Annotated in this window: 25 protein-coding genes; 17 read left to right on the plus strand and 8 right to left on the minus strand. The window is 63.4% G+C overall.

Annotated features, from left to right (window positions below):
• The first annotated feature begins 60 nt into the window (after nucleotides 1–60).
• Both ACERIT_RS10350 and ACERIT_RS10355 read left to right on the plus strand, forming a co-directional pair.
• Entirely contained in the window at nucleotides 61–687 is a 627-nt protein-coding gene (locus tag ACERIT_RS10350; protein WP_373674776.1) for an adenylate kinase, read from the plus strand.
• 207 nt (nucleotides 688–894) lie between these two features.
• Entirely contained in the window at nucleotides 895–1,812 is a 918-nt protein-coding gene (locus ACERIT_RS10355) for a DUF106 domain-containing protein (protein ID WP_373674777.1), read from the plus strand.
• Nucleotides 1,813–1,884: 72 nt separating this feature from the next.
• On the opposite strand, the gene ACERIT_RS10360 is transcribed toward ACERIT_RS10355, so the two are convergent.
• The 3 genes from ACERIT_RS10360 to yqeC form a co-directional block, all read right to left on the minus strand.
• Entirely contained in the window at nucleotides 1,885–2,286 is a 402-nt protein-coding gene (locus tag ACERIT_RS10360) for a thioredoxin family protein (protein ID WP_373674778.1), read from the minus strand.
• A gap of 69 nt (nucleotides 2,287–2,355) precedes the next feature.
• Nucleotides 2,356–3,015: an HAD family hydrolase gene (locus ACERIT_RS10365; RefSeq protein WP_373674779.1), complete on the minus strand. Its 660-nt coding sequence runs from the start codon at nucleotides 3,013–3,015 to the stop codon at nucleotides 2,356–2,358.
• An 80-nt stretch (nucleotides 3,016–3,095) separates the two neighbouring features.
• On the minus strand, nucleotides 3,096–3,953 hold the full coding sequence (gene yqeC / locus ACERIT_RS10370) for a selenium cofactor biosynthesis protein YqeC (protein ID WP_373674780.1): 858 nt from the start codon (nucleotides 3,951–3,953) through the stop codon (nucleotides 3,096–3,098).
• A gap of 292 nt (nucleotides 3,954–4,245) precedes the next feature.
• On the opposite strand from yqeC, the gene ACERIT_RS10375 reads away from it, so the two are divergent.
• From ACERIT_RS10375 to ACERIT_RS10395, 5 genes are all read left to right on the plus strand, one after another.
• On the plus strand, nucleotides 4,246–4,614 hold the full coding sequence (locus tag ACERIT_RS10375) for a hypothetical protein (protein WP_373674820.1): 369 nt from the start codon (nucleotides 4,246–4,248) through the stop codon (nucleotides 4,612–4,614).
• Nucleotides 4,611–5,546, plus strand: a complete 936-nt coding sequence (locus tag ACERIT_RS10380) for a serine aminopeptidase domain-containing protein (RefSeq protein WP_373674781.1) — start codon at nucleotides 4,611–4,613, stop codon at nucleotides 5,544–5,546. Before ACERIT_RS10375 ends, ACERIT_RS10380 begins: the two co-directional genes overlap by 4 nt.
• 61 nt (nucleotides 5,547–5,607) lie before the next feature.
• Nucleotides 5,608–5,919, plus strand: a complete 312-nt coding sequence (locus ACERIT_RS10385; protein ID WP_373674782.1) for an MTH1187 family thiamine-binding protein — start codon at nucleotides 5,608–5,610, stop codon at nucleotides 5,917–5,919.
• An 81-nt stretch (nucleotides 5,920–6,000) separates the two neighbouring features.
• Nucleotides 6,001–6,936, plus strand: a complete 936-nt coding sequence (gene mch / locus ACERIT_RS10390) for a methenyltetrahydromethanopterin cyclohydrolase (protein ID WP_373674783.1) — start codon at nucleotides 6,001–6,003, stop codon at nucleotides 6,934–6,936.
• An 18-nt stretch (nucleotides 6,937–6,954) separates the two neighbouring features.
• Nucleotides 6,955–7,584 (plus strand): hypothetical protein, encoded by a 630-nt coding sequence (locus tag ACERIT_RS10395; RefSeq protein WP_373674784.1) that lies wholly within the window; start codon nucleotides 6,955–6,957, stop codon nucleotides 7,582–7,584.
• A gap of 121 nt (nucleotides 7,585–7,705) precedes the next feature.
• Here ACERIT_RS10395 and ACERIT_RS10400 read toward each other — a convergent pair whose 3' ends face one another.
• Nucleotides 7,706–8,080, minus strand: a complete 375-nt coding sequence (locus ACERIT_RS10400) for a 30S ribosomal protein S8e (RefSeq protein ID WP_373674785.1) — start codon at nucleotides 8,078–8,080, stop codon at nucleotides 7,706–7,708.
• A 105-nt stretch (nucleotides 8,081–8,185) separates the two neighbouring features.
• Between ACERIT_RS10400 and ACERIT_RS10405 the strand changes: the two genes are divergently transcribed.
• The 4 genes from ACERIT_RS10405 (at nucleotide 8,186) to ACERIT_RS10420 (ending at nucleotide 10,929) form a co-directional block, all read left to right on the plus strand.
• Nucleotides 8,186–8,710: a DUF2240 family protein gene (locus tag ACERIT_RS10405; RefSeq protein WP_373674786.1), complete on the plus strand. Its 525-nt coding sequence runs from the start codon at nucleotides 8,186–8,188 to the stop codon at nucleotides 8,708–8,710.
• A complete protein-coding gene (locus tag ACERIT_RS10410) occupies nucleotides 8,710–9,117 on the plus strand; it encodes a hypothetical protein (protein WP_373674787.1) in 408 nt (135 codons plus the stop codon). Before ACERIT_RS10405 ends, ACERIT_RS10410 begins: the two co-directional genes overlap by 1 nt.
• A 145-nt stretch (nucleotides 9,118–9,262) precedes the next feature.
• Nucleotides 9,263–9,652: an IS200/IS605 family transposase gene (tnpA, locus tag ACERIT_RS10415; protein WP_373674788.1), complete on the plus strand. Its 390-nt coding sequence runs from the start codon at nucleotides 9,263–9,265 to the stop codon at nucleotides 9,650–9,652.
• Complete coding sequence (locus tag ACERIT_RS10420; RefSeq protein ID WP_373674789.1) at nucleotides 9,649–10,929, plus strand: RNA-guided endonuclease InsQ/TnpB family protein; 1,281 nt, start codon at nucleotides 9,649–9,651, stop codon at nucleotides 10,927–10,929. The genes tnpA and ACERIT_RS10420 overlap by 4 nt, the downstream gene beginning before the upstream one ends.
• A gap of 211 nt (nucleotides 10,930–11,140) precedes the next feature.
• On the opposite strand, the gene ACERIT_RS10425 is transcribed toward ACERIT_RS10420, so the two are convergent.
• From ACERIT_RS10425 to ACERIT_RS10435, 3 genes are all read right to left on the minus strand, one after another.
• The gene (locus ACERIT_RS10425; protein WP_373674790.1) at nucleotides 11,141–11,740 is read right to left on the minus strand and encodes a molybdenum cofactor biosynthesis protein B; all 600 of its coding nucleotides are present in this window, start codon (nucleotides 11,738–11,740) and stop codon (nucleotides 11,141–11,143) included.
• 176 nt (nucleotides 11,741–11,916) lie between these two features.
• Nucleotides 11,917–12,708, minus strand: coding sequence for an ABC transporter permease (locus ACERIT_RS10430; protein ID WP_373674791.1), 792 nt, complete (start codon nucleotides 12,706–12,708; stop codon nucleotides 11,917–11,919).
• Nucleotides 12,709–12,711: 3 nt separating this feature from the next.
• A complete protein-coding gene (locus tag ACERIT_RS10435; RefSeq protein ID WP_373674792.1) occupies nucleotides 12,712–13,590 on the minus strand; it encodes an ABC transporter ATP-binding protein in 879 nt (292 codons plus the stop codon).
• 198 nt (nucleotides 13,591–13,788) lie between these two features.
• Between ACERIT_RS10435 and ACERIT_RS10440 the strand changes: the two genes are divergently transcribed.
• From ACERIT_RS10440 to ACERIT_RS10465, 6 genes are all read left to right on the plus strand, one after another.
• Complete coding sequence (locus tag ACERIT_RS10440; protein ID WP_373674793.1) at nucleotides 13,789–15,399, plus strand: COG1361 S-layer family protein; 1,611 nt, start codon at nucleotides 13,789–13,791, stop codon at nucleotides 15,397–15,399.
• Nucleotides 15,400–15,512: 113 nt separating this feature from the next.
• Nucleotides 15,513–16,553 (plus strand): zinc-binding dehydrogenase, encoded by a 1,041-nt coding sequence (locus ACERIT_RS10445; RefSeq protein ID WP_373674794.1) that lies wholly within the window; start codon nucleotides 15,513–15,515, stop codon nucleotides 16,551–16,553.
• Nucleotides 16,543–17,007, plus strand: coding sequence for a hypothetical protein (locus ACERIT_RS10450; RefSeq protein ID WP_373674795.1), 465 nt, complete (start codon nucleotides 16,543–16,545; stop codon nucleotides 17,005–17,007). The genes ACERIT_RS10445 and ACERIT_RS10450 overlap by 11 nt, the downstream gene beginning before the upstream one ends.
• A gap of 138 nt (nucleotides 17,008–17,145) precedes the next feature.
• Nucleotides 17,146–17,568 (plus strand): CopG family ribbon-helix-helix protein, encoded by a 423-nt coding sequence (locus tag ACERIT_RS10455; protein WP_373674796.1) that lies wholly within the window; start codon nucleotides 17,146–17,148, stop codon nucleotides 17,566–17,568.
• Between the two features lie 122 nt (nucleotides 17,569–17,690).
• Nucleotides 17,691–18,179, plus strand: a complete 489-nt coding sequence (locus ACERIT_RS10460) for a TRAM domain-containing protein (RefSeq protein ID WP_373674797.1) — start codon at nucleotides 17,691–17,693, stop codon at nucleotides 18,177–18,179.
• Nucleotides 18,180–18,258: 79 nt separating this feature from the next.
• Nucleotides 18,259–18,840 carry a Tfx family DNA-binding protein gene (locus ACERIT_RS10465; RefSeq protein ID WP_373674798.1) on the plus strand — a complete coding sequence of 194 codons (582 nt, stop codon included), beginning with the start codon at nucleotides 18,259–18,261 and terminating at the stop codon, nucleotides 18,838–18,840.
• A 27-nt stretch (nucleotides 18,841–18,867) separates the two neighbouring features.
• On the opposite strand, the gene ACERIT_RS10470 is transcribed toward ACERIT_RS10465, so the two are convergent.
• Nucleotides 18,868–20,172: a 5'-deoxyadenosine deaminase gene (locus ACERIT_RS10470; protein ID WP_373674799.1), complete on the minus strand. Its 1,305-nt coding sequence runs from the start codon at nucleotides 20,170–20,172 to the stop codon at nucleotides 18,868–18,870.
• Nucleotides 20,173–20,342 lie beyond the last annotated feature (170 nt).

Below are 20,342 nucleotides of genomic sequence, written 5' to 3' on the forward strand. Positions count from 1 at the left end.
TCGCCCATCCGACGCATGGATATCTTCAAGGCTTTAGGTGGAGGGGTTCATCCACCGAATATGAGTCACCGTATTCTCCTGCTTGGGGCACCCGGTGCGGGAAAGGGCACTCAGAGCAAGAAGCTGGCCGACGAGTACGATCTCGAACACGTCACCACCGGCGACGCGCTACGGGCGCGAAAGGACATGGAAACCGACTACGGCACGCCACGCGAGTTCATGGAGGCGGGCGAACTCGTCCCGGATCCGGTCGTCAACGAGATCGTGGAGGCGGCGCTTACGGACGCCGACGGATTCGTTCTCGACGGCTACCCGCGGAATCTCGATCAGGCCGAGTTCCTTTCGGAGATCACCGATCTCGACGCCGTGATATTTCTCGACGTCGACGAGGAGGTCCTCGTCGACCGACTGACCGGCCGGCGCGTGTGTGAGGACTGTGGGGCGAACTACCACGTCGAGTTCGCACCGCCCGAGGAGGAGGGCGTCTGTGACGAGTGCGGCGGCGAACTCCAGCAGCGTGAGGACGACACGGAGGAGACCGCCCGCGAGCGACTGTCCGTCTACCGGGAGAACACCGAACCCGTCATCGAACACTTCCGCGAGACCGGTGACCTCGTCGAGATCGACGGCGAGGCGTCCCCGGAGGAGGTCTTCGATCGGATCCGGGACGTCCTCGACGACGAGTAACGCGCTTCGGTCGACGCCTACCGATGCGCTTCCGTCGACGCCTACCGACGCCTACCGACGTGCTTCCAGCCAACATCAGTCAAAAAACGGAACACGCTCGCCCCGTTCCTGACTGTCGGATATCCCCGTCGTGTGTCGCGATCGATCGATGATTTGTTCGAGTGCAAGCTAAAAGGTTCTTAACCGTCCGTTTCCTACCGCTTCACGATGAGCAAAGTCGAACGGAAAGTTCGCAGCCTCGTCGCCGAGGACGACGAAATGCGCGAGGCTCTCGAAGTCGTCCTCGAACACGCCGCTGACGGTGAGGTGAAGTGGGTCGACGTCCGCGAGGAGTTGACCAGCGGCCAGTGGGGTCGGCTGATCGAAAAGGGAATCCTCGTTGACGGCGAGTCCGGATTCGCGCTCACCGACCGTGAGGCCATCGAGGCCGCCCTCGAGCCGACTGATGCGTCCGGAGCGGTCGGCGGATCCGGCGGCGACGCCGAGACGCCCGAGGAGTCCTCCTGGTCGAAATGGGATAAACTGGCCGGCCTCGTGACGGTCGGCTTCTTCGTCGGCTACGCGTGGGCGCCGGTTAGATCGATTATTGCCGGAGTCGTCGATCTCGTGTTTGGCCCCCTCGCGGAGATCGTTCCCTTCTACGTCGTCATCATGGTCGTCGCGCTCGCAACCGGGCTCTACTCGACGCTGTTGCGTGCCGGGATCATGGACATGGAGAAGATGGGACAGTACCAAGACCGGATGAAGGACATCCAACAGCGTCGCAAGGAGGCCAAAGAGCGCGACGACCAGGAGGCGCTGGATCGCATCCAGGAGGAACAAATGGAGGCGATGGGCGACCAGCTCGGCATGTTCAAAGAGCAGTTCCGCCCGATGGTGTGGATCATGTTCCTCACCATTCCGGCGTTCCTCTGGATGTACTGGGTCGTCGGCTACCGCGGCAGCGAGGCCCACTACGAGCTCGGCGAGATCGTGGTCCCGATCGTCGGACAGTCGCTCTCGTGGACGGAGCCGCTCGTCGGGCCGATACAGATCTGGATCGTCTGGTACTTCCTCTGTTCGATGGCGTTCACTCAGCTCATCCAAAAGAGTCTGAACATCCAGATGTCGCCGACGTCGGCCTAGTCGGCGACCGACCATCCGGGTTCGAGATCGATCGGTATTCGGCCTCGATCGTCACCGTCCGTTTCGGTGTGCTTACTGATTTTCGGGAACGCGATCCGGTGCGTGTGTCGCGATGAACTCGAGAACGCGGTCGACGCCGACGAACCCTTCCGCGAGGCGATCGACGGGCTCACCGTCGAGGAATAACACGAGCGTCGGCACGCTTTTGATCTGGTAGTCCTCGATCAGATCGGCGTCGTTCCGGGGATTTATCGTCGCGATCGCGATCTCGGCTCCCTTCGCGACCGTCCCGAGCACCGGTTCGACGGACTGACAGATCGTACACCCCTCCGTGTAGAACTCGACCAGCGCGACGTCATGGTCCGCGAGAAACGCGTTCAGCTCCTCCTCACTGTCCAATCCGACCGGCTTGGAGGGGTCCCCGTCTTCGAGTCCCGCTCCCGGATCAGCTCCTCCCGGTGGGTTCGTTGTCATACTTGCTGTATGGCCTCCGGGTGGAAAGCCCCGTCGGCGCGACGGATCCACCGGAAGCAAAAGCGACGGTTATCGGCGACCGCAGATGCTCACGAGGTCGTGGAGGTCGTCGATATCGTAGGTGGGCTGGCGGTCCAACTCGAAGTCCCGCCGATGGGGTCGACGGATAAACGCTGAATCGATCCCGGCGTTATCGGCCGCCTCGAGGTCGGATTCGTTGTCGCCGACGAAAAGCGCCGTTTCGGCCGACAGATCCTCCATCGCGCGCTCGATGTAGTAGGGGGACGGCTTCTTGCGCGAGAGGCTAGCGATCGACGGTTCTCGGCCGTAGGCGGTCTCAAAGCGCCCCGCGAGATCGAAGTGATCGAGGAGGAAATCGACGGTCGCCTGCTGGTTCGAGGAGACCACGCCAAGCGGGGCGTCCAACTCGTCGAGGACGTCGAGGTCCCCGTAGGGGGTCTTTCGTCCGGCGCGCGCGTCCGCGGCCTGCGCGTCGCTTGCGGCCCGGTCGCGAACGCGCCAGAACTCGCCCGGATCGACGTCGTATCGCTCACAGACGTCGGTAAGCGTCGCGGGGCTCACGCCGATCGCGACGTCGTCGACGTGTGCGAGATCGGGGTCCTCGACGCCGACGCTCTCGAAGGCGTTCCAGGCCGCCTCCCGTAGCGTCTCGAAGGGTGTTCGTCCCACGAGCACCCCGTCGTTGTCGAAGACTACCGCATCGTACACGTCCGTATTCGGGCCGACACGGGGAAAAAGGTTTCAACTCGCCGGGTAGTTCAATCGAGGCGGATTCGATCCCCCACAGACTACGCCCCGGATCCGCCGTCCGGGATCTCCCCATCCACTGGAACGACATCGACGACCACGCCGTCGATCAGCCGGCCGAGAACGACGTGAGGGACGGCAGGGACTGACATCCCGTTCTCCGGATTGGCATGATTCGTGGTCCGGTGGGTGGCCCTTCGTTGCTCGAACCGTTCGATGAACGCCCCTGCGATCTCGCGTGCGAGGGCCGCGTCCTCGTCGTCGTCGACCTTGTTGAGCAGAGGAACCACCCGTGCTTCCTCGGGAACGTTCTTCAGGCCGCCCCGGTCGCTTGCAAGCACCGCGGCGACGACTTCAGGGGTGACCGGATCGTCTATCGCCAGGTCGATGCCGGCCGCGCGTGCCACCTCCAGGACTCGCTCGGGACGGTGAACGAGACCCGATGAGAGCGATTCGCCGACGACCGAGACGCTTGCTATCGGCACCACGACATCGACGTTCTCCGGGATCTGTGGTTCCGCCTCCCCGGGTGCTTTGAACTCGCGCATCCGCGCACCGTCGGCCTTGATCAGCACGCTTCCCTGATCCCGATGGGCATCGACGATCGACGCGACGACCTCGTGATCGTATCCGAGATAGCGGTCCTCGCGCCCGTTCTCGCGTTCACGGATCAATCCGAGCGGAAACTCGCCTGGGGACGCGTCGGCGAGTCGACCGACGGGATCGTCGGTGGTCGCCACCGTCGAGACGTGCGGATCGAAGATCGGGATTCGCACCGACGCGGTGAGAACCGGGCGATCGAGTCGACTCGAGAGCGCATACATCGTCGTCTTTTTCCCGCCGGCACCGACCACGGCCATCGCCGCGTCCTCGGCAAGAAGCGCCTCGGTGAGTTCCATGGCGGTCAGCTACGGTTCCCGGTCGAAAAGTGCTGTCGCCGATTGCCGGCTAATTGTGCCCTGTTAGCATACTGCTGATCGCAGAAAGGTTATTAGGCTCGATACTAAACGATCAGTTGCCGCGCGGGAAACCCAAATCGTGTGCCTCTGACAACCGAATTTGGTTCGTCGTCCCCCCGACGATCCCCCCCGCCAGCGGCTTTTCAACGCGACTGACTCAACTCCACCCGTAGTTCTCGATCCACGTTCCCGGTACCGATTTAGCCTCGGCGCCGCAACGGCCGTCATGACCATGGACGCGGACGCGCTCACCGAGGAGCTTCGAAGCTACGGGATAAGCGTTGAATCCCTCTCGACCGACGACGAGGTCCTCGAGATGACCTACATGACCGCGTTCCCCGGTGAGACGGTACATCACCCCGAGATCGGCCGCGCGTGTAATGCCCTCATCGAACTCATTGAGGACGGCCGCTGGGAGCCGACGCGCGTCGAAGCCACCGTCGAACGCGCGCCCGGGGACGTCCTCGGTCGCTGGCACGTCGAGCCGGCGTGGTTCGAGCAGCTCGTCGACTATGAACTCTCCGAGACGGAGTTCTCCACGCGGGTTCTCGAGACGATCGACCACGAACCGACGCGTTCGGCCGCGGAGGACGAGCGGTGACCCGACGGAAACCGCGAAACCGGGCCCAGCGGGACCTCGATCGACCGCCACGTGAGCGATATGCAACTCGTTTCGTCTCCTTTGAGAGCGGCGGGGAGACCTGCTGCGGCACGCTGTCCCTCCCCTCCGCGACCAGGGATCCCCCGGTCGTCGTGATGGGTCCGGAACTCGGTGGGGACCGTTCGTTCGGGCTGCCGGCGATCGCGGAGCGATTCGCGGCCGCCGGCTATGCCACCTTTCGGTTCGACTATCGCGGATTCGGCGACTCCGAGGGCACTCGCCGACGGATCGCGCCCGGCCACCACCGTGATGACTACGATGCCGCGATCGATCGCGTCCGTCGGATCGACGATCTCGGTCCGGATCTCGCAGTCTATGGGGCCGGGCTCGCGGCCCTCCACGCGCTTCGAGCAGCCAGCAATCGGCGAGACGTGGACGCCGCCCTGGCGATCACGCCGATCCTCGACGGCCGTGCGTTCCTCCGGCGACGAGGCACCAAACCCTTCCTCGCCGCGATGGCGACCGGCGTTCGCGATGCGACGGTCGGTCGCCTTACCGGTGGCCGAACCGTTCCGATCGTCGGGGACGCAGCCGATGACGCGGTGATCGTGGATCCCGGTGCCAGGCGGGGATACCTCGATCTCGTCGACCGTGAATCGGCCTGGCTCAACGAGACGCCCGCCCGCTCGCTTCTTTCGATCGCCCGCGCATGGATGGGCGACCGAATCGAGGACGTCAGCGCGCCCACGCTCGTGCTCGCGGGTGAGACGGACGCGTTGGCACCCGAACCGGAGGTCGAAGCCGTCGCCGATCGACTTTCCCGATCCACCTACGTTCGGATGCCCGCGGACCACTGGTCGATCTACGGGGCCGACTTCGAACCCGCCGTCGGCCACCAGATCGCGTTCCTCGCCGACGCTCTCGACGGTTGATATCACGGGGCAGTTCCCGATTTCGCGCGCTTTTAAGTATTCTCCGACCGATCCAGATGGTATGACCGCCATCGCCCTGTTGAGCGTCGCGCCCGTGATCGAAGACAGCATGTCCGGCGAGGTCGCCAAGGCCGTCGACGCCCTCGAGGCGTTCGATGTGAGCTACGAGACGAACCCGATGGGTACCGTGATCGAAGCCGAGGACGCGGCCACGCTGTTCGAAGCCGCCCAGGCCGCTCACGAGGCGGTCGACGGCGATCGCGTCTCGACGGTGTTGAAGATCGACGACAAGCGGACGGCGGACGTTTCGGCCGAGGACAAAGTCGAGGCAGTCGAGGAACATCTCGGCCGTGAAGCGACTCACGAGCGGTGATATCGTCTTCCCGCTTTGATCGTTTCATCGTTCCCGACGCCCCTTGATAAGCTCCTTACGCGAGGAGCGCGCAGTAGCCGTATGGAGAGCATCAACCGGACCGCGATCGAACTCGTCGATGAGGCGTTGGACTTCGCTGGCGAGCTCAACGTCGCGGCCTACGAGTTGGACAACGAAGCCACCGTCATCGACTTCGGCGTCCAGGCTAACGGTGGCATCGAGGCCGGGATCCTCCTGGCGGAGATCCAGACGGCCGGTCTCGCGAACGTGACGAGCACGATGGGCCGACTCGCGGGTACGCCCCGTCCCTTCATCGAGGTCACAACCGATCATCCGGCCATCGCGCTGCTTTGTTCTCAGAAGGCCGGCTGGGAGCTCGAATTCGATTCCTTCGAGGGGTTGGGATCGGGTCCCGCCCGCGCGCTCGTCGGCCGCGAGACGGAGTTCGAGCGGGTCGGTTACTACGACGAGTTCGAGTTCGCCACCCTGGCCGTCGAGTCGACCGAAATCCCCGACGAGACCGTCGCCGAACACGTCGCGGATCTCGCCGGCGTCGAGCCCTCCGGCGTCTTCTTGCCGGCCTTCGCGACCGGGTCGATCGTCGGGTCGGTAACGATGGCTGCTCGCGCGGCCGAACTCGCGATGTTCAGACTGCTGGAACTCGGCTACGATCCGACGGACGTCCTCACCGCTTCCGGGTCGGCGCCCGTTGCTCCCGTCAGCTACGACGAGGACGTCGCCATGGGTCGGACGAACGACGCGATCGCCTACGGCGGCGAGGTCTATCTGCAGGTTGCTCGCGACGACGCGCGCTTCGACGAGCTCGTCTCGACGGCCCACGATGACTACGGCACGCCGTTCCTCGAGGTCTTCGAGGAGGCCGACTGGGACCTGTATGAGGTCCCCGAATCCGTCTTCGCGCCCGCCCACGTCACTGTTGACGTCATCGACGGCCCCACCTACACGCACGGCGGAATCGACGAGTCCATGCTCGTCGACTCGTTCGGCCTCGACTGATACGTTCGCGATCCAGCGATGCCAACGGACACCAATCCGAGGACCGACGATCCGTCCGGGGACGCGGACATCCAGTTCAAGATGGTCCCCAAACCGCCGTCGAGCCGTCGCCTCGCCCGGCTCCGCGACGCGTGGCAGGCGCTCCCGATCGTTCCCGCCGACGAGGACGATTGCTGTGAACGGCTCATGCGGCGGGTCGGATTTCCGAGCCGGGACGTCTCGCGTACCTGGCTCACGTTCCTTCGCGCGCTCGGGGTGGTCGAACGGACCGCCTCCGGCTTTACACGCACCGGAACCGAACCGACGGCCGAGCGGCTTCGCGACGGATTTCTCGATCGGATCCTCCTCGCGCGCGAGACGCTCCGGGTCGTCGCGAGACGTGACACGGACCACGAAACGCGCTCCGGGCCGACGACCGTCGAGACCGCCTTCGAGCGGCTCCGCTCCGATGTTCCAACCTACGAGCGGTACAAAAATCCCGACAGTTGGGAGTCGATCTGGCGGGAGCGAACCGAGTACGTCCTCGAGTGGCTCGTCGCTCTCGATCTCCTCGAACGAATCGACCCTGACGCCGATCGAACCGCCGGGGACGACGAGCCGGGCTACGTCGTGACCGATCGGGGCCGTGATCGGCTCCGGAGAACCTGACGGAGGGTCGTCGGATCGTCGATCAGTCGATCGTCAGTTGTTCGCCGATTGTTCGACGCCGGTCGTTCGATCGTCAGTCGATCGCCGATTGTTCGACGCCGGTCGTTCGATCGTCGCTTGTCTACTCGTCGATCGCGACGGCGTTCACGAGGCCGTTCTGGCCGGGGCGGGAGGTGACGCGGGCGCGTCCCTCGCTCGTCTCGATGATCGCACCCTTCGTGATGATGTTCCGGCGCACGTAGTTGACGTTCGACGGATTCTCGACCACGTTCTCGATGTCGGCCGACACGGTCTCGTCGCCGACCGCGATCTGGGCCGTGTTCGTCGAGAGCGCGCGGACCTTCGTGTCGCCTCCGCGAGCGTCGACGTACCGGAAACGGGGCTCGCCGACCGTCGTCTCGGTGGGCTGGCGGCCGAGCTGGTGTCGCTTCTTGTCGTGGGAGGGTCGCAGTCGACCCCCGGTTCGCTTCCGCGTGGAACGTCCCTGGTCTATCATACGTCCGAAAACGGCCAGCGAATACTTGAACCGTTCGACTCGGGCTGCTCGGACGACGGCCAGCGGTTCGGTAACTTTACCGGCGTCGATCGCGGGGATCCCTCCATGAGCCTACAGGTCGCCGTCGCCGTTCCGTTCCGCCAGCGTGGCACGGACCGTCTCGGCGAGGGAGAGTTCGTCGTCGCCCTCTCGCTCGATCGGGACTGGTTCTCGCCGGATCAGGCAAAGCGGCTCGTCGATGTCGCGAGCGGTCGGGGGTTACTCGAGATCGACCCGGAGACCGACGACCTCGTTCCCGGCTTCGATCCCGACGCGGTCGAGATTCCCGAGGAGTTTCGACCCGACGAAACCATCCTGCGCGAGCAGTCGACCTTCGAGCGCGCGCTTGAGACGATCGTGAGCGCCGGCGTCGACAAGCGGACCGCGGTCGCGTCGATCAACGAACGTCAACGCGACCTCGGGATCACGATCGAGGCAGCCGCCGTCGTCTACGCGAGGGAACGTGGGATCGACATCGATGTCTTGGCCGATGCCGTCCGCGAGGAGATCGTCGGAGCCACGCCCTCACACACCGACGGGACCGTCGAGAAGGCCGACGAGAAATCCGCCGACACGGAGGGGACTGCCTGATGGTCGAGAAACGGCTCACCGATGGCGTCCGGATCGCACAGCTTCTGTCCTCGGAGATATCCGGCGATGCCGACCGCCTTCGTGACTTGCGGGTGACCGACGCCGATCCCGATGTCGAGGCGAGCGTCGACGGCGAACTAGCCTATCGGATCGTTCTCGACGATCCCGACGGCGACGAACGGGCGATCGCCGCGGTCCACGTTCAGCCCGACCGTGCTCGCGTCGAGTTCCGTGAGGCGCCGGACGTGGCGGCCGAGGCCGCAACGGAGGCCGGTCTCCGTGTTCGCCCGGCGGCCACGCAGCCCCCGCGGACGATCGTCTTTCTCGAGGATGGCGCGCAGGTCAAGTGGGTGTTGCCGGTTCTTTCGACGGTCCTGGAGTCGGTTCGGGACTCGGACGACCCGTAATTGGCCGTGAGACTTAATCGAGCGGAACCCCACCCGTTTACGGGTGGGTCTGAGCGGACAACGCGGCCACAACCGCCGACGGTGGCCCGGCCGGGTCTGAATGGATGAGATACACTTATTGGTGTGGCACATCTATATACAGTCAATGCCTCGCGGGTATAGCAAAGAGCGGACCTCGGTTCACCGCTTGCACTACCACTTCATCTGGTGCCCGAAGTACCGCAAATCGGTGCTCACTGGCGAGGCAAAGGACCGACTCGAAGCACTCATCGAAGAGAAAGCCGACGAACTCGACGTGGAGATACTGGCGCTCGCGGTTCGTCCCGACCACGTTCACCTGTTCATCGAGGGTAATCCGAAACTCTCCCCGAACAAAATCATGCAACAGGTCAAAGGCTACTCTTCGCGCCGGATGCGCGAGGAGTTCGACTTCGGCCTTCCGTCACTGTGGACACGGAGCTACTTCGTGTCCTCCGCTGGCGACGTATCGGACGAAACTGTCGAAGCGTACATCGAAGCCCAAACAGGGCAGTGAAGCGTTCCAACACCTTCGACGTAGCGCCCCGTTCGCCACGGGACGAAGAGCTACTTCACCGTGTGTTGGACGCTTCAGCCTGCCTGTGGAACGAACTCACCTACGAGCGTCGGCAACGGTTCTTCGGCGAACTCGACGGGAGTGTGTGGGACGCCCCCCGCGTTCACGACCACTACAAGGGCGTTCTCGGCTCGGCGGCCGCGAAGGAGATGAAGCGAAAGAACGACGAAGCGTGGCGGTCGTTCTTCGCGGCCAAGGAGAAGGGCGAACCCGCTGGCCCGCCGGGGTACTGGGGCAACGAGGAAGAGGGACGCGACCTCCGCTGGTACGGTCGGTGCGACCAGTACACGCTGGAAACCGGCGACCGTTCCCGCCTCGAAATCCCGGTCGGGTCCGACCTCAAGGACGAGTACGGCCTCGGTCACACAGAGCGCCTGCGACTCGAAGTGCGCGGTCGTCCCAAGTGGGACGGCAAACCCGGTCGGTTGGAACTGTACTACGACGAGTTGGACGACCGATTCAGAGCCATTCAGCCTGTCACCACGGACGATTCTCGACAGGATTCACCACTGGCGAACGAAACCGCCGCTCTGGATATCGGTGCAAACAACATCGTCGCCTGTACGACCACGACCGGCCAGCAGTACCTCTACGAGGGGCGCGACCTCTTCGACCGGTTCCGCGAAACGACGCGCCGAATCGCGGAACACCAATCGAAAGTGAAGCGCGAAGAGGGGCGGTACACGTCGAAGCGGATTCGACGGCTGTACCGCCGCCGGACGCGACGGCGCGACCATGCCATGGACGCCCTCGCCCGCGACCTCTTCGAGCGACTGTACGAGGAGGGAGTTGCGACGGTGTACGTCGGCGATCTCACCGACGTACTGGAAACGCACTGGTCGGTGCGGGCGAACCAGAAGACGCACAACTTCTGGGCGTTCCGCGCGTTCATCGACCGGTTGGCGTGTACCGCCGAGGAGTTCGGCATCACCGTCGAAGTCCGCCCCGAAGCGTGGACGAGTCAGACGTGTCCGAACTGCGGTTCGACGGAGGACACGACGCGGCATCAGGACACGCTCACGTGTTCGTGTGGCTTCGAGGGCCACGCGGACCTCACCGCGTCGGAGACGTTCCTCCGACGCCACGAAACCGACGTACCACGGCCGATGGCACGGCCCGTGTGCCTCAAGTGGGACGACCACCGTTGGTCGGCGTCACCACGCGCTCACCGTCCCAACGAGGAGCACACAGACCAGAGTATCCTACGGTCGGCGTAGGAGAAAGTTGCCTCCGTGGGGGTGGCGCTAATGCCAGACCCCCAACGCGAGGAATCCCACGGCTTCAGCCGTGTGGTGGATGTCAATGTCGGCGTCGAATACGGGCCGGACAGGATATCCGAACGGACCGACGAGTGTCCAACGGAGGGGAGATGGTCCACTGAACTGGAGCGTGTCCAACGGATAGAATGGTCCAGCGAAGGAAAGAACCCTATTGCTCCTCGCGTCGTGCGAGCCCGGCCAGGTGGCCGATCTCCGGGAGGATGATATCCTCGATGCCGAGTCGCACCGCGGACTCCGATCCCGGTAGACAAAACACCACGGCGCCGTTCGCGATCCCGGCCGTCGCACGCGATCCGATCGCCCGCGTTCCGATCTCTGCGTACGAGAGTCGGCGAAACGTCTCGCCAAAGCCAGGTAGCTCCTTATCGAAGAGCGGATCGATCGCCTCCGGCGTCACGTCGTCGGGCGTCACGCCGGTTCCACCGGTGGTCACCACGACGTCCGTGTCATCGCGGCTAACGAGCCGGTCGATCGTCCCTTGAACTCGGTCCAAATCGTCCGGAATGAGCTCGCGAACCGCGATCTCGTGGCCGGCGTCCTGGAGGATACTCGCGATCAACTCACCCGAGGGATCCTCGTCCATCGTTCGCGAGGACGTCACCGTGACGATCGCGACTCCGACCCGATCGAGATCGTGACCGTGATGATCGTGATGATGGCTGTGGTCGTGGTCCTGATCGTCGCCATGGCCGCGGTCCCGATCGTGGTCGTGATCGGTCTCTTTCGAGTGGTCGTGTTCGGCGGTCATGCTCGTCGGTACCGTCCGAGGGAACAAAACTCTCCGGCTCCCGATCTCGGAGATCGGTGGACGGTACCGTTGCCGCGGCGTCGGGGTCAGGGCCGGGATCGGGAGCCATCGAAATCCCCGTCTGGCTGAGCACGAGACGACTCACGATTCCCGTCGCTCTCGAAACGAAACGCAACTCAGATATCACGATTCTGAAACAGGATCATGCTTCCGAATATGAGCAACAGCGCCACTGAAAGCAAGATGAGCGCGTCTCCGACTGCAAGCGTCTCGTGGAGGAGGATCTCCGTGGGATCGATGTATCTGGTTGGACTGATCGCTCCCAATCGCTCGAAGTCGGATCCCACCGTTACGGAGTCCAGTAAAAATAACAGGAACACGATCGAAATGCCGCTTAGTTCTGCGGTGTTTCCACGAACGAACGTGACCGAAAGTACCGCTCCAATGCCCATACACACGAGATGATACGGAACGGACAGGAGATGCACTGCCGCCAGATAATACGGGTCAACCGGGTAATCGATCGCTATCGTCCCGCCAAACACGACGAGCGGGATGACTACGTTGAGTATAATGAGCGGCGTAAGTAGTGCAAGCGTCGTCTCCAGGTGAAATCGCGACCGCGAGATCGGCGTCGAAAGAACCAGATAGAGTCGTTTCGATTCGATGTCGTCGGAGAACGTTTCGCCCGCGATATATGCCATATACAGTCCAAGCAGAAGGATCCAGAGGAACTGATAGAGTTCCGCAGCGACGAATCCCTCTATCGTCGAATACGATTCCACGCCCATTCCCTCCCGAAACGACTCCGGGAGTGATTCCATCAGCGCATCGATATCGGCGCTTGCCTCAGCAAACGAGGGGTAAATATAGATGATGAGTAGCGCGAACGCTCCCAGGAGGATCGCCATCGCGATCGAGCCACGGACACGCCGTCGAGCGCTGTATCTGGTCGTCTCGAGTGCCATGGGTCAGTCCTCCCCGTAAAAGTGCATGAATACCTCCTCGATCGGGGGCTCTTCGATCTCGATGTCGAGTATCTCCTGCGTCGAAAGCGCGTCGAACAGCTCGTTGTAGTCGCCAGTGAAGGTGAATCGTGCGACGTGCCCCTCGGTCTCGAAGTGGACGATCCCATCCAGTTGAAGTTCGTCTTCCGCGAGTGGTTCCTCCATGTGAATTCGGACCTGCTTTCCCCCCCGTGCAAGCAGTTCCTCGACGTTTTCGACGGTGATGAGGGACCCGTCACGAATGATTCCGACGCGATCACAGACGCGGCGGACCTCTCCGAGGACGTGTGAGGAAAAGAGGATGGTCTTCCCCGTGTCCCGTTCCTCACGGAGAAAGTCGTTGAAGCGTTCCTGCTTTAGCGGATCCAACCCGGACGTGGGTTCGTCCATGATGATCAGGTCCGGGTCATGCATAAACGCCTGCACGATCCCGAGCATCTGTTTGTTTCCCGATGAGTATTCCCTGATCTTCCGTTCGAGTGGTGGCGTGAATAACTCGAGGAGTTCGTCGCGTCGTGGATCGCCTTTGAGTCGAGACTGGTACTTCAAAAACTCGGCTCCGGTGACCGATTCGTTGAACGTCAGGTCACCGGGAAGGAATCCGATCCGACCTTTAACCTCCTGTAACGCCCGTTCGTCCCGGACGTCCTTCCCAAATATCCTCGCGGTACCCTCCGTGGGCGCCTGAAATCCCATGAGCAACCGCATGGTCGTCGATTTACCGGCCCCGTTTGGGCCCAGATAGCCGAATATCTCTCCTGGTTCGATCGAGAACTCCAGATCGTCGTTGGCCACGGTCTCTCCGTACACTTTTGTGAGGCCCTCCACCTCGATCGTCGTCATTGCCGGATCACGTCCTCATCTCGGTTGGGTATCCGTGGCGTCTCACACGCGTTGAAACCGTGTGTACATCCGGAGGCATGATATTTTATACGTCAGCACCCAAGATGTATATCTATTGATGGTTGTAGATAGGTCCTTTGACGCTGGCTCCCTCCCTGCGGTCGTTCCGGAGCAACGCATCGAAACGAGTCCGGGATGATGACGGCAGTACGTTCGGCCCTCGGATTGTGCGTCCTCGTCCTCACGCTGGCCGTGATTCCGGTTCCGGCTATCGCGGGCGATCAGGTCATCGGATCCCCCGGAATCTCCGTCTATAGTCCGGACAACGAATTCGTCCCTGGACAGGAGGCATCCCTTCCGGTATACGTCTCGAATAACGGGAGACTCCGTCGAGGAGGGCCCGCTCCACACGTCGATCGTGTCACGACTGCTCGAGGAATGACGATCGACGTTCTCGACGACGGCTCCCCGATCGAAGTGAATACGGGCCGGTATCCGGTTGGCCGTGTCCCGGAAGGAACCCAGGGACCGATCCCGATCGCGATCACGATTCCTGAGGATGCGCAGCCAGGAACCTACGAGATCCCGGTTCGTGTGAGATACAGTTATACATCGCTCGTCGATTATAGCTCGACCACCCCGGAATACAACGACGCGTTTCGGAACCGCGTCCACACTCTCGAGATCACGATACGGGACACCCCACGATTTGAAATAACTAACACCTCCTCGACGGCGAGGATCAACGGACAGGGAAATACGTCGGTCACGGTTCGCAACGTCGGTACTGAGCCCGCCACCGACGCCACGCTCCAGTTCACATCGCCGAGCGAGGAGATCCGACTCGGAACGCCCTCACAGCGCTCCCATGGCTTTGCCTTCGTGAATACGTGGGAACCGGGAGAATCCCACACGTTCGAGTTTACGACCAGCGTGACCGACAATGCAGTCTCCCGTGACTATCCGCTCACCTCGATCGTTTCCTACGAGGATCCCGACGGCATCCCGCGGACCTCGGAAAACGCGACGGCCGGAATCACGCCGGGAGCGGAACAAACGTTCGCCGTCGAAGACGTTTCCGGCTCGCTTTACGTCGGTGAACCGGGGTCGATCAGTGGAACGGTGATCAATACGGGACCGACGACGATCGATAGTGCCGTCCTCGTCTTTTCCCCCGAAACTCCGACCATCGATCCCGTTGATACGACGGTTAGCCTGGGTCGACTCGAACCCGGCGAGAGTGACTCGTTCTCGTATGACCTCGACGTTGCAAAGCGGGCATCGGCGGGCGATCGACGGATGAACCTCACGGTTCGGTATCGCGATCCTCACGACGATCGACGAGTAAGCGACCCGATCGAACCGGTCGTGTCGATCTCACCGGAGCGAACGTGGCTTTCGGTGACGCCGGAGGACGCCACGTTCGAAACCGACACGGACAACCGGATGACGGTCCGTATTCAGCATACCGAACGCGTCCCGTTGCGGGATCTTCAACTCCGACTCACTACTGACGATCCCTTCTCGACGGAATCGGGACTTGCCTATATCGAGCAACTCGATCCCGGCGACACCGAGACGGCTGCCTTCGAGGTCACGGTCGATGAGGACGCAGTCGCGACGCAGTCGTCGGTCACGCTCAACGTCACCGCCGAGCGTCCGGATGAGGAGGAAATCGTCGTGGATACGTACGTGATTCCCGTGACCGTCAGGGAGGATACGGGGACGGATGACACCACGATCCTCGCTGCCGGTGCCTTCCTCCTGCTCGTCGTGCTTCTTGCGGGATGGTGGTGGCTTCGGTGGTGACTGCCTTCGAGACCGACGCGCGACCGCGGGCGAAAGGACCGGAACGTCAATGGACACGCTCATGTTTCGCCGTTCACCGAACCGTTTAGTCGTTCGGCCCGGTTTCGATCGGTATGCGATCGGTGATATTCTCCGAACACGGCGATCGTGACGTGATCGAGTACGGCGAGGTTCCGGACCCGGACCCGGCCGACGACGAGGTTCTGGTCGACGTCAAGGCCGGCGCGCTTAACCACCTCGACGTGTGGACGCGCCGCGGCCTGCCGGGGATCGATCTGGAGATGCCACACACGCCGGGCAGCGACGCAGCCGGAGTCGTCGAGTCCGTCGGTGCGGACGTCGACCGCTTCGAGGCTGGCGATCACGTCGCCGTCTCGGCGGGCGTCTCCTGTGGGTCCTGTGAGTTCTGCCGTGACGGTGACCCCACGCTGTGTTATCGGTTTCAGATCATCGGGGAGCATCTTCCGGGCGTTCACGCGGAACGGGCGGCGGTCCCGGCGGACAACCTCGTTCCGGTCCCCGATCACGTCGACTGGGAGATCGCCGGGTCGGCCTCCCTCGTGTTCCAGACCGCCTGGCGGATGTTGCACACGCGTGCGGACATCGAGGCGGGCGAACGCGTCCTCGTTCTCGGCGCCTCCGGCGGAGTCGGACACGCCGCGGTACAGATCGCGGATCACGCGGGCTGTGAGGTGTTTGCGACGGCTTCCAGTGAGGAGAAGCTCCGACATGCCGAGGACTGTGGCGCGGATCACGTCATCGACTACGAGGCGGACGACTTCGCCGAGGAGATCGCGGCCATGACCGACCGCCGCGGCGTCGACGTCGTCGTCGACCACGTCGGCGCGGCGACCTATCCCGACTCGATCGCATCGCTTGCGCGCGGCGGCCGACTCGTCACCTGCGGTGCGACGACCGGCCCGAATCCCGATGCGGGGCTGGATCGCATCTTCTGGAACCAGCTTTCGGTACTCGGCTCGACGATGGGGACGCCCGGCGAGGTAGACGACGTCCTCGAACTCGTCTGGGACGGTACCTTCGAGCCGCGGATCCGGGAGGTCCGTCCGATGAGTGAGGCTGACGAGGCACATCGACTCCTGGAGGATCGTGAGGGCTTTGGGAAGGTAGTGGTAATACCCGACAGTGAGTTCTGACAGCACCGAGACCGCCCGTTCCGACCACGGGGCCGCTCCCGACCCCTCGAAGGCGGCTGCAGAACCCGCTCCGGGCGGGTTCGGCCGAGCCGGGTGGCTCCTCGCGGCGGCCGTGATCGGCTGTACGCTCGTGATCCCCGGGATCATCTACGTCTATCCGTACGCGCTGGGCGTCCTCGATTTCGGCTTCTTTGGGGCGTACCTCGCCTTGCCGATGATCCCCGCCGTGCTGTTGGGATTGGTCGCGGTCTGGACCATGTCGGCGGCGACGTCCGATCACGCCGATCGGTCCGCCGAGCACACCGCTTCCGACGATGATCGCGGTGATGATGACGATGGCACCTACGACGGATCTCGCGAGCCTGACGGCGCATCCGGCCTCGACGGCTCTCGCGACCGTGACGGTGTTCCCGACCCTGGCGACGCCTCTCCCTCCGACTACCGGGGCGAGTGAGTGGCGGTTGCTCTCGATCATGGCAGTCGGTCGTCGCTCGCTCGCCGTTGCTCGCTCGCCCTGGATCGACCGGTGACCCGCCGGCGGCACTGCCCGGATGACTCAATCTTTAACAACTCAAGGCGGCATAGTTAATATATGACCGTCGTCAGCGTTTCCATGCCCGAGGAGTTGTTGGAACGGATCGACCGGTTCGCCGATGACCACGGCTATACCGGCCGCAGCGAGGTCGTCCGCGAATCGGCACGAAACCTCCTCGGGGAGTTCGAGGACGCCCGCTTGGAGGATCGGGAGTTGATGGCCGTCGTCACCGTATTGTTCAACTACGAGACCACGAGCGTCGAGGAGCGTATGATGCGGCTTCGACATGAACACGACCGGCTCGTCGCATCCAACTTCCACAGCCACGTCGGCGCCCACTACTGTATGGAGCTTTTCGTCCTGGAGGGACAGTTAGAGGAGATATCCTCGTTCGTCGGCAAGATCCGCGCGACACAGGACACGCTCTCGGTCGATTACAGCGTGATGCCCGTCGACGAGTTCGGCCCCATTACCCCATAGTGACTCCAGCGCTGCAGGGCTGAGCGTTATCGATCCGGGGACGATCGTTGCGGTTCCCCGCCGCGATCGCCCGCGGTAGGCCAGTCGGAAACGTAAAGAGCGCACGCCGGCTAACTGCCGCCATGGCGGACTGTCCACTCGCGGATGACTGCCCGAGTTTCGAAGAACGGATTCAGGGGATGGGCTGTCAACACTACGGCAACCGCGGGGGCGCCGAGTGGTGTCAACACTACGATATGCCGATCCATGAGTTGAAACGCCAGCCCGTCCAACCCGGCGAGGAAGTCGTCGTCGAGGTCGACGATATCCACGAAAGCGGGGCGGGAGTCGGCCGTACTGAGGACGGATTCATCGTTCTCGTCGAGGGTCTGCTCCCACCGGCACGCGCCAAGGTACGGATTCACCGCGTCAAGTCGAATCACGCCACCTCCAAGAAGATCGTCGATCGGCTCCCTCTCGAGGACGAGGCGGAGGAAGACGAGACGGACGAGGAAAGCGAGGAGGGCGAGGACGAGGCGGAGGAAGACGAAGAGGACGAGGACGACTCACAGGAGGAACGCAGCGGCATTACCCGCGAGCGTCTCGGCAGCCGCGAGAACTTCTGGGGCTGATAGTCCCACTCCTCCGTTCGGAGGATGCAACGACAGTCCGTACTGTACCTTTTTCCGCCCGCATCCCTTCCCGACAGACATGGATGCAGACGACGGCACAGGCGACGTCGATCGAGGCGCGGACCGCGTGGATTTCGGCGACGATGTGGATGAGTCCGCCGACGGTCCCGGCGATCTCGGGTCCTCCGAGGGAGCCAATACGATCGATGCCGGATCCGTCGATGCGCTGCTCGAACGAACGGGGTTTCGACCCGACGAGAGCGTGCTCACCCGTCGCCAGGCCGAGGTACTCGTGTTGCGCGAACGCGGAATGAAGCAGTCGGACATCGCCGACGTGCTCGGCACCTCGCGTGCGAACGTTTCGAGCGTGGAATCGAGCGCGCGTGAGAACGTCGAGAAGGCCCGCGAGACGGTGGCGTTCGCCGAGGCGCTCACGGCACCGGTCCGCGTCGAGATCCCCAACGACACCGACCTCTACGATGTCCCGGGGCTGGTCTACGACGCCTGCGATGGCGCCGGCGTGAAGGTCAACCATACCGCCCCGGAGCTGATGAAGGCCGTCGGCGATGCCGCCGGCGACGCCGTTCACGGACGTGAGATCCGACGGCGGCTCTTCGTCACCGTGGGTCACGATGGAGCCGTTCGCGTTCGGCGTCCCTGAGGTCCCTCTCCCGCGGCGGATCGCCCGCTAGATCCGGTCTGCGATCCGTTTTGCGTGCCGGTTTGCTCGGTGGCGGATCGCCTCGGCGTCTACCCCGACGTGCTCGCCGTCCGCATACCGGACTGTTCCATCGACCATCGTGAAAACGACGTCGTCGCCATGGGCCGCGTACACGAGGTGTGAGATCGGGTCGTGGATCGGGGTCGTCCGTGCGTGTGCAGTTGTCATCCCGATCAAGTCCGCCCGGTAGCCCTCACGAAGTGCGCCGATACGGTCGAATCCGGCCGCCCGGGAGCCCCCTTCCGTCGCCATACGGAGGACGGCCTCCGCGGGCAATCGGGTGGGATCGAGCGCGTCGACCTTGCCGAGGAGGCTCGCCTGTCGCATTTCGGTGAATGGATCGAGCGTGTTGTTACACGGCGGTCCATCGTTACCGAGTGCGACCGTGATCCCCCGATCGAGGTACTCCGCGATCGGAGCGATCCCGCTTGCAAGCTTCATGTTCGAGGAGGGGCAGTGGGTGACGACCGTGTCCGTCTCCGCGAGCAACTCCCGTTCGCCCTCGTCGGTGTGGACACAGTGAGCGAGGGTAACGTCCGGTCCCGTCAGGCCGACCGCGTCGAGAAAGCGGAGGTTCGAGGTTCCCGTTCGCGATTCGACCGCGGCGATCTCCTCGCGGTTCTCGCTTGCGTGTGTGTGAATCCGGATGCCATCGTGACGATCGGCCAGCTCTCGACAGCCGCGCAGACAGGCCTCGGTACAGGAGAGCGCGAATCGCGGCGTAACCGCGTATCGGAGCCTCCCGTCGGCGGCGCCGTGGTACTCGTGGATCAGCGATTCGGTCTCCGCGAGCGCGGTCTCCGTGTCCTGTTCGAGCCCCTCCGGCGAATCGGCGTCCATGAGGACCTTCCCCAGCCGAGCGCGGATCCCGAGGTCACGTGCGGCCTCGAAGGCGGCCGACGAGTGGTGGACCGTGAGGTGATCGACGACGGTCGTCGTCCCCGATTCGAGACATTCGAGATACCCGAGTTCGGCGGCCGCCCGGGTCGCGTCCGCGTCCATCTCGGCCTCCATCGGAAGGACGCGATCGAAGAGCCACTCGAGGAGCGCGGCGTCGTCGGCGATCCCTCGCCCGATCGACTGTACCGAGTGGACGTGTGCGCCGACCAGTCCTGGGGCGATCAGGTCGAACTCGCGTCGCTCGTGGTCGGGGTAGCGGTCCGACAGGTCCTCACGGTCGCCAACGGCCGTGATCGTTTCTTCGCTTATGACTACGGCGCCGTCCTCGATGATCGTCTCGGCGTCCGCCACGACCGTTCCTGTGATCAACATCCCGACTAGAGGAGGACCCGAACGGGCAAGAGGTTGTTCGTTCACACTGCTCGCGGTTCCGGTGCCGACCGTTTGCCGGCCCCGATCCGATCAGCCAACGGGCTTGCGTCCCCCACGTGGAGCCGGTTCGACGGGGTCGAATGGGCAGCGTTTTCCCGATGCCGGACCGA

Origin of the sequence: Halopenitus sp. H-Gu1 (assembly GCF_041821145.1) — an archaeon.
GTDB lineage: Archaea > Halobacteriota > Halobacteria > Halobacteriales > Haloferacaceae > Halopenitus.

What these genes read in the sequence shown, in the direction of transcription:
- ACERIT_RS10350 (WP_373674776.1), top strand. Translation starts at nt 61, where the DNA reads ATGAGTCACCGTATTCTCCTGCTTGGGGCACCCGGTGCGGGAAAGGGC.
- ACERIT_RS10355 (WP_373674777.1), top strand. Translation starts at nt 895, where the DNA reads ATGAGCAAAGTCGAACGGAAAGTTCGCAGCCTCGTCGCCGAGGACGAC.
- ACERIT_RS10360 (WP_373674778.1), bottom strand. Translation starts at nt 2,286, where the DNA reads ATGACAACGAACCCACCGGGAGGAGCTGATCCGGGAGCGGGACTCGAA.
- yqeC (WP_373674780.1), bottom strand. Translation starts at nt 3,953, where the DNA reads ATGGAACTCACCGAGGCGCTTCTTGCCGAGGACGCGGCGATGGCCGTG.
- ACERIT_RS10375 (WP_373674820.1), top strand. Translation starts at nt 4,246, where the DNA reads ATGGACGCGGACGCGCTCACCGAGGAGCTTCGAAGCTACGGGATAAGC.
- ACERIT_RS10385 (WP_373674782.1), top strand. Translation starts at nt 5,608, where the DNA reads ATGACCGCCATCGCCCTGTTGAGCGTCGCGCCCGTGATCGAAGACAGC.
- mch (WP_373674783.1), top strand. Translation starts at nt 6,001, where the DNA reads ATGGAGAGCATCAACCGGACCGCGATCGAACTCGTCGATGAGGCGTTG.
- ACERIT_RS10395 (WP_373674784.1), top strand. Translation starts at nt 6,955, where the DNA reads ATGCCAACGGACACCAATCCGAGGACCGACGATCCGTCCGGGGACGCG.
- ACERIT_RS10400 (WP_373674785.1), bottom strand. Translation starts at nt 8,080, where the DNA reads ATGATAGACCAGGGACGTTCCACGCGGAAGCGAACCGGGGGTCGACTG.
- ACERIT_RS10405 (WP_373674786.1), top strand. Translation starts at nt 8,186, where the DNA reads ATGAGCCTACAGGTCGCCGTCGCCGTTCCGTTCCGCCAGCGTGGCACG.
- ACERIT_RS10410 (WP_373674787.1), top strand. Translation starts at nt 8,710, where the DNA reads ATGGTCGAGAAACGGCTCACCGATGGCGTCCGGATCGCACAGCTTCTG.
- tnpA (WP_373674788.1), top strand. Translation starts at nt 9,263, where the DNA reads ATGCCTCGCGGGTATAGCAAAGAGCGGACCTCGGTTCACCGCTTGCAC.
- ACERIT_RS10425 (WP_373674790.1), bottom strand. Translation starts at nt 11,740, where the DNA reads ATGACCGCCGAACACGACCACTCGAAAGAGACCGATCACGACCACGAT.
- ACERIT_RS10430 (WP_373674791.1), bottom strand. Translation starts at nt 12,708, where the DNA reads ATGGCACTCGAGACGACCAGATACAGCGCTCGACGGCGTGTCCGTGGC.
- ACERIT_RS10435 (WP_373674792.1), bottom strand. Translation starts at nt 13,590, where the DNA reads ATGACGACGATCGAGGTGGAGGGCCTCACAAAAGTGTACGGAGAGACC.
- ACERIT_RS10440 (WP_373674793.1), top strand. Translation starts at nt 13,789, where the DNA reads ATGACGGCAGTACGTTCGGCCCTCGGATTGTGCGTCCTCGTCCTCACG.
- ACERIT_RS10445 (WP_373674794.1), top strand. Translation starts at nt 15,513, where the DNA reads ATGCGATCGGTGATATTCTCCGAACACGGCGATCGTGACGTGATCGAG.
- ACERIT_RS10455 (WP_373674796.1), top strand. Translation starts at nt 17,146, where the DNA reads ATGACCGTCGTCAGCGTTTCCATGCCCGAGGAGTTGTTGGAACGGATC.
- ACERIT_RS10460 (WP_373674797.1), top strand. Translation starts at nt 17,691, where the DNA reads ATGGCGGACTGTCCACTCGCGGATGACTGCCCGAGTTTCGAAGAACGG.
- ACERIT_RS10465 (WP_373674798.1), top strand. Translation starts at nt 18,259, where the DNA reads ATGGATGCAGACGACGGCACAGGCGACGTCGATCGAGGCGCGGACCGC.
- ACERIT_RS10470 (WP_373674799.1), bottom strand. Translation starts at nt 20,172, where the DNA reads ATGTTGATCACAGGAACGGTCGTGGCGGACGCCGAGACGATCATCGAG.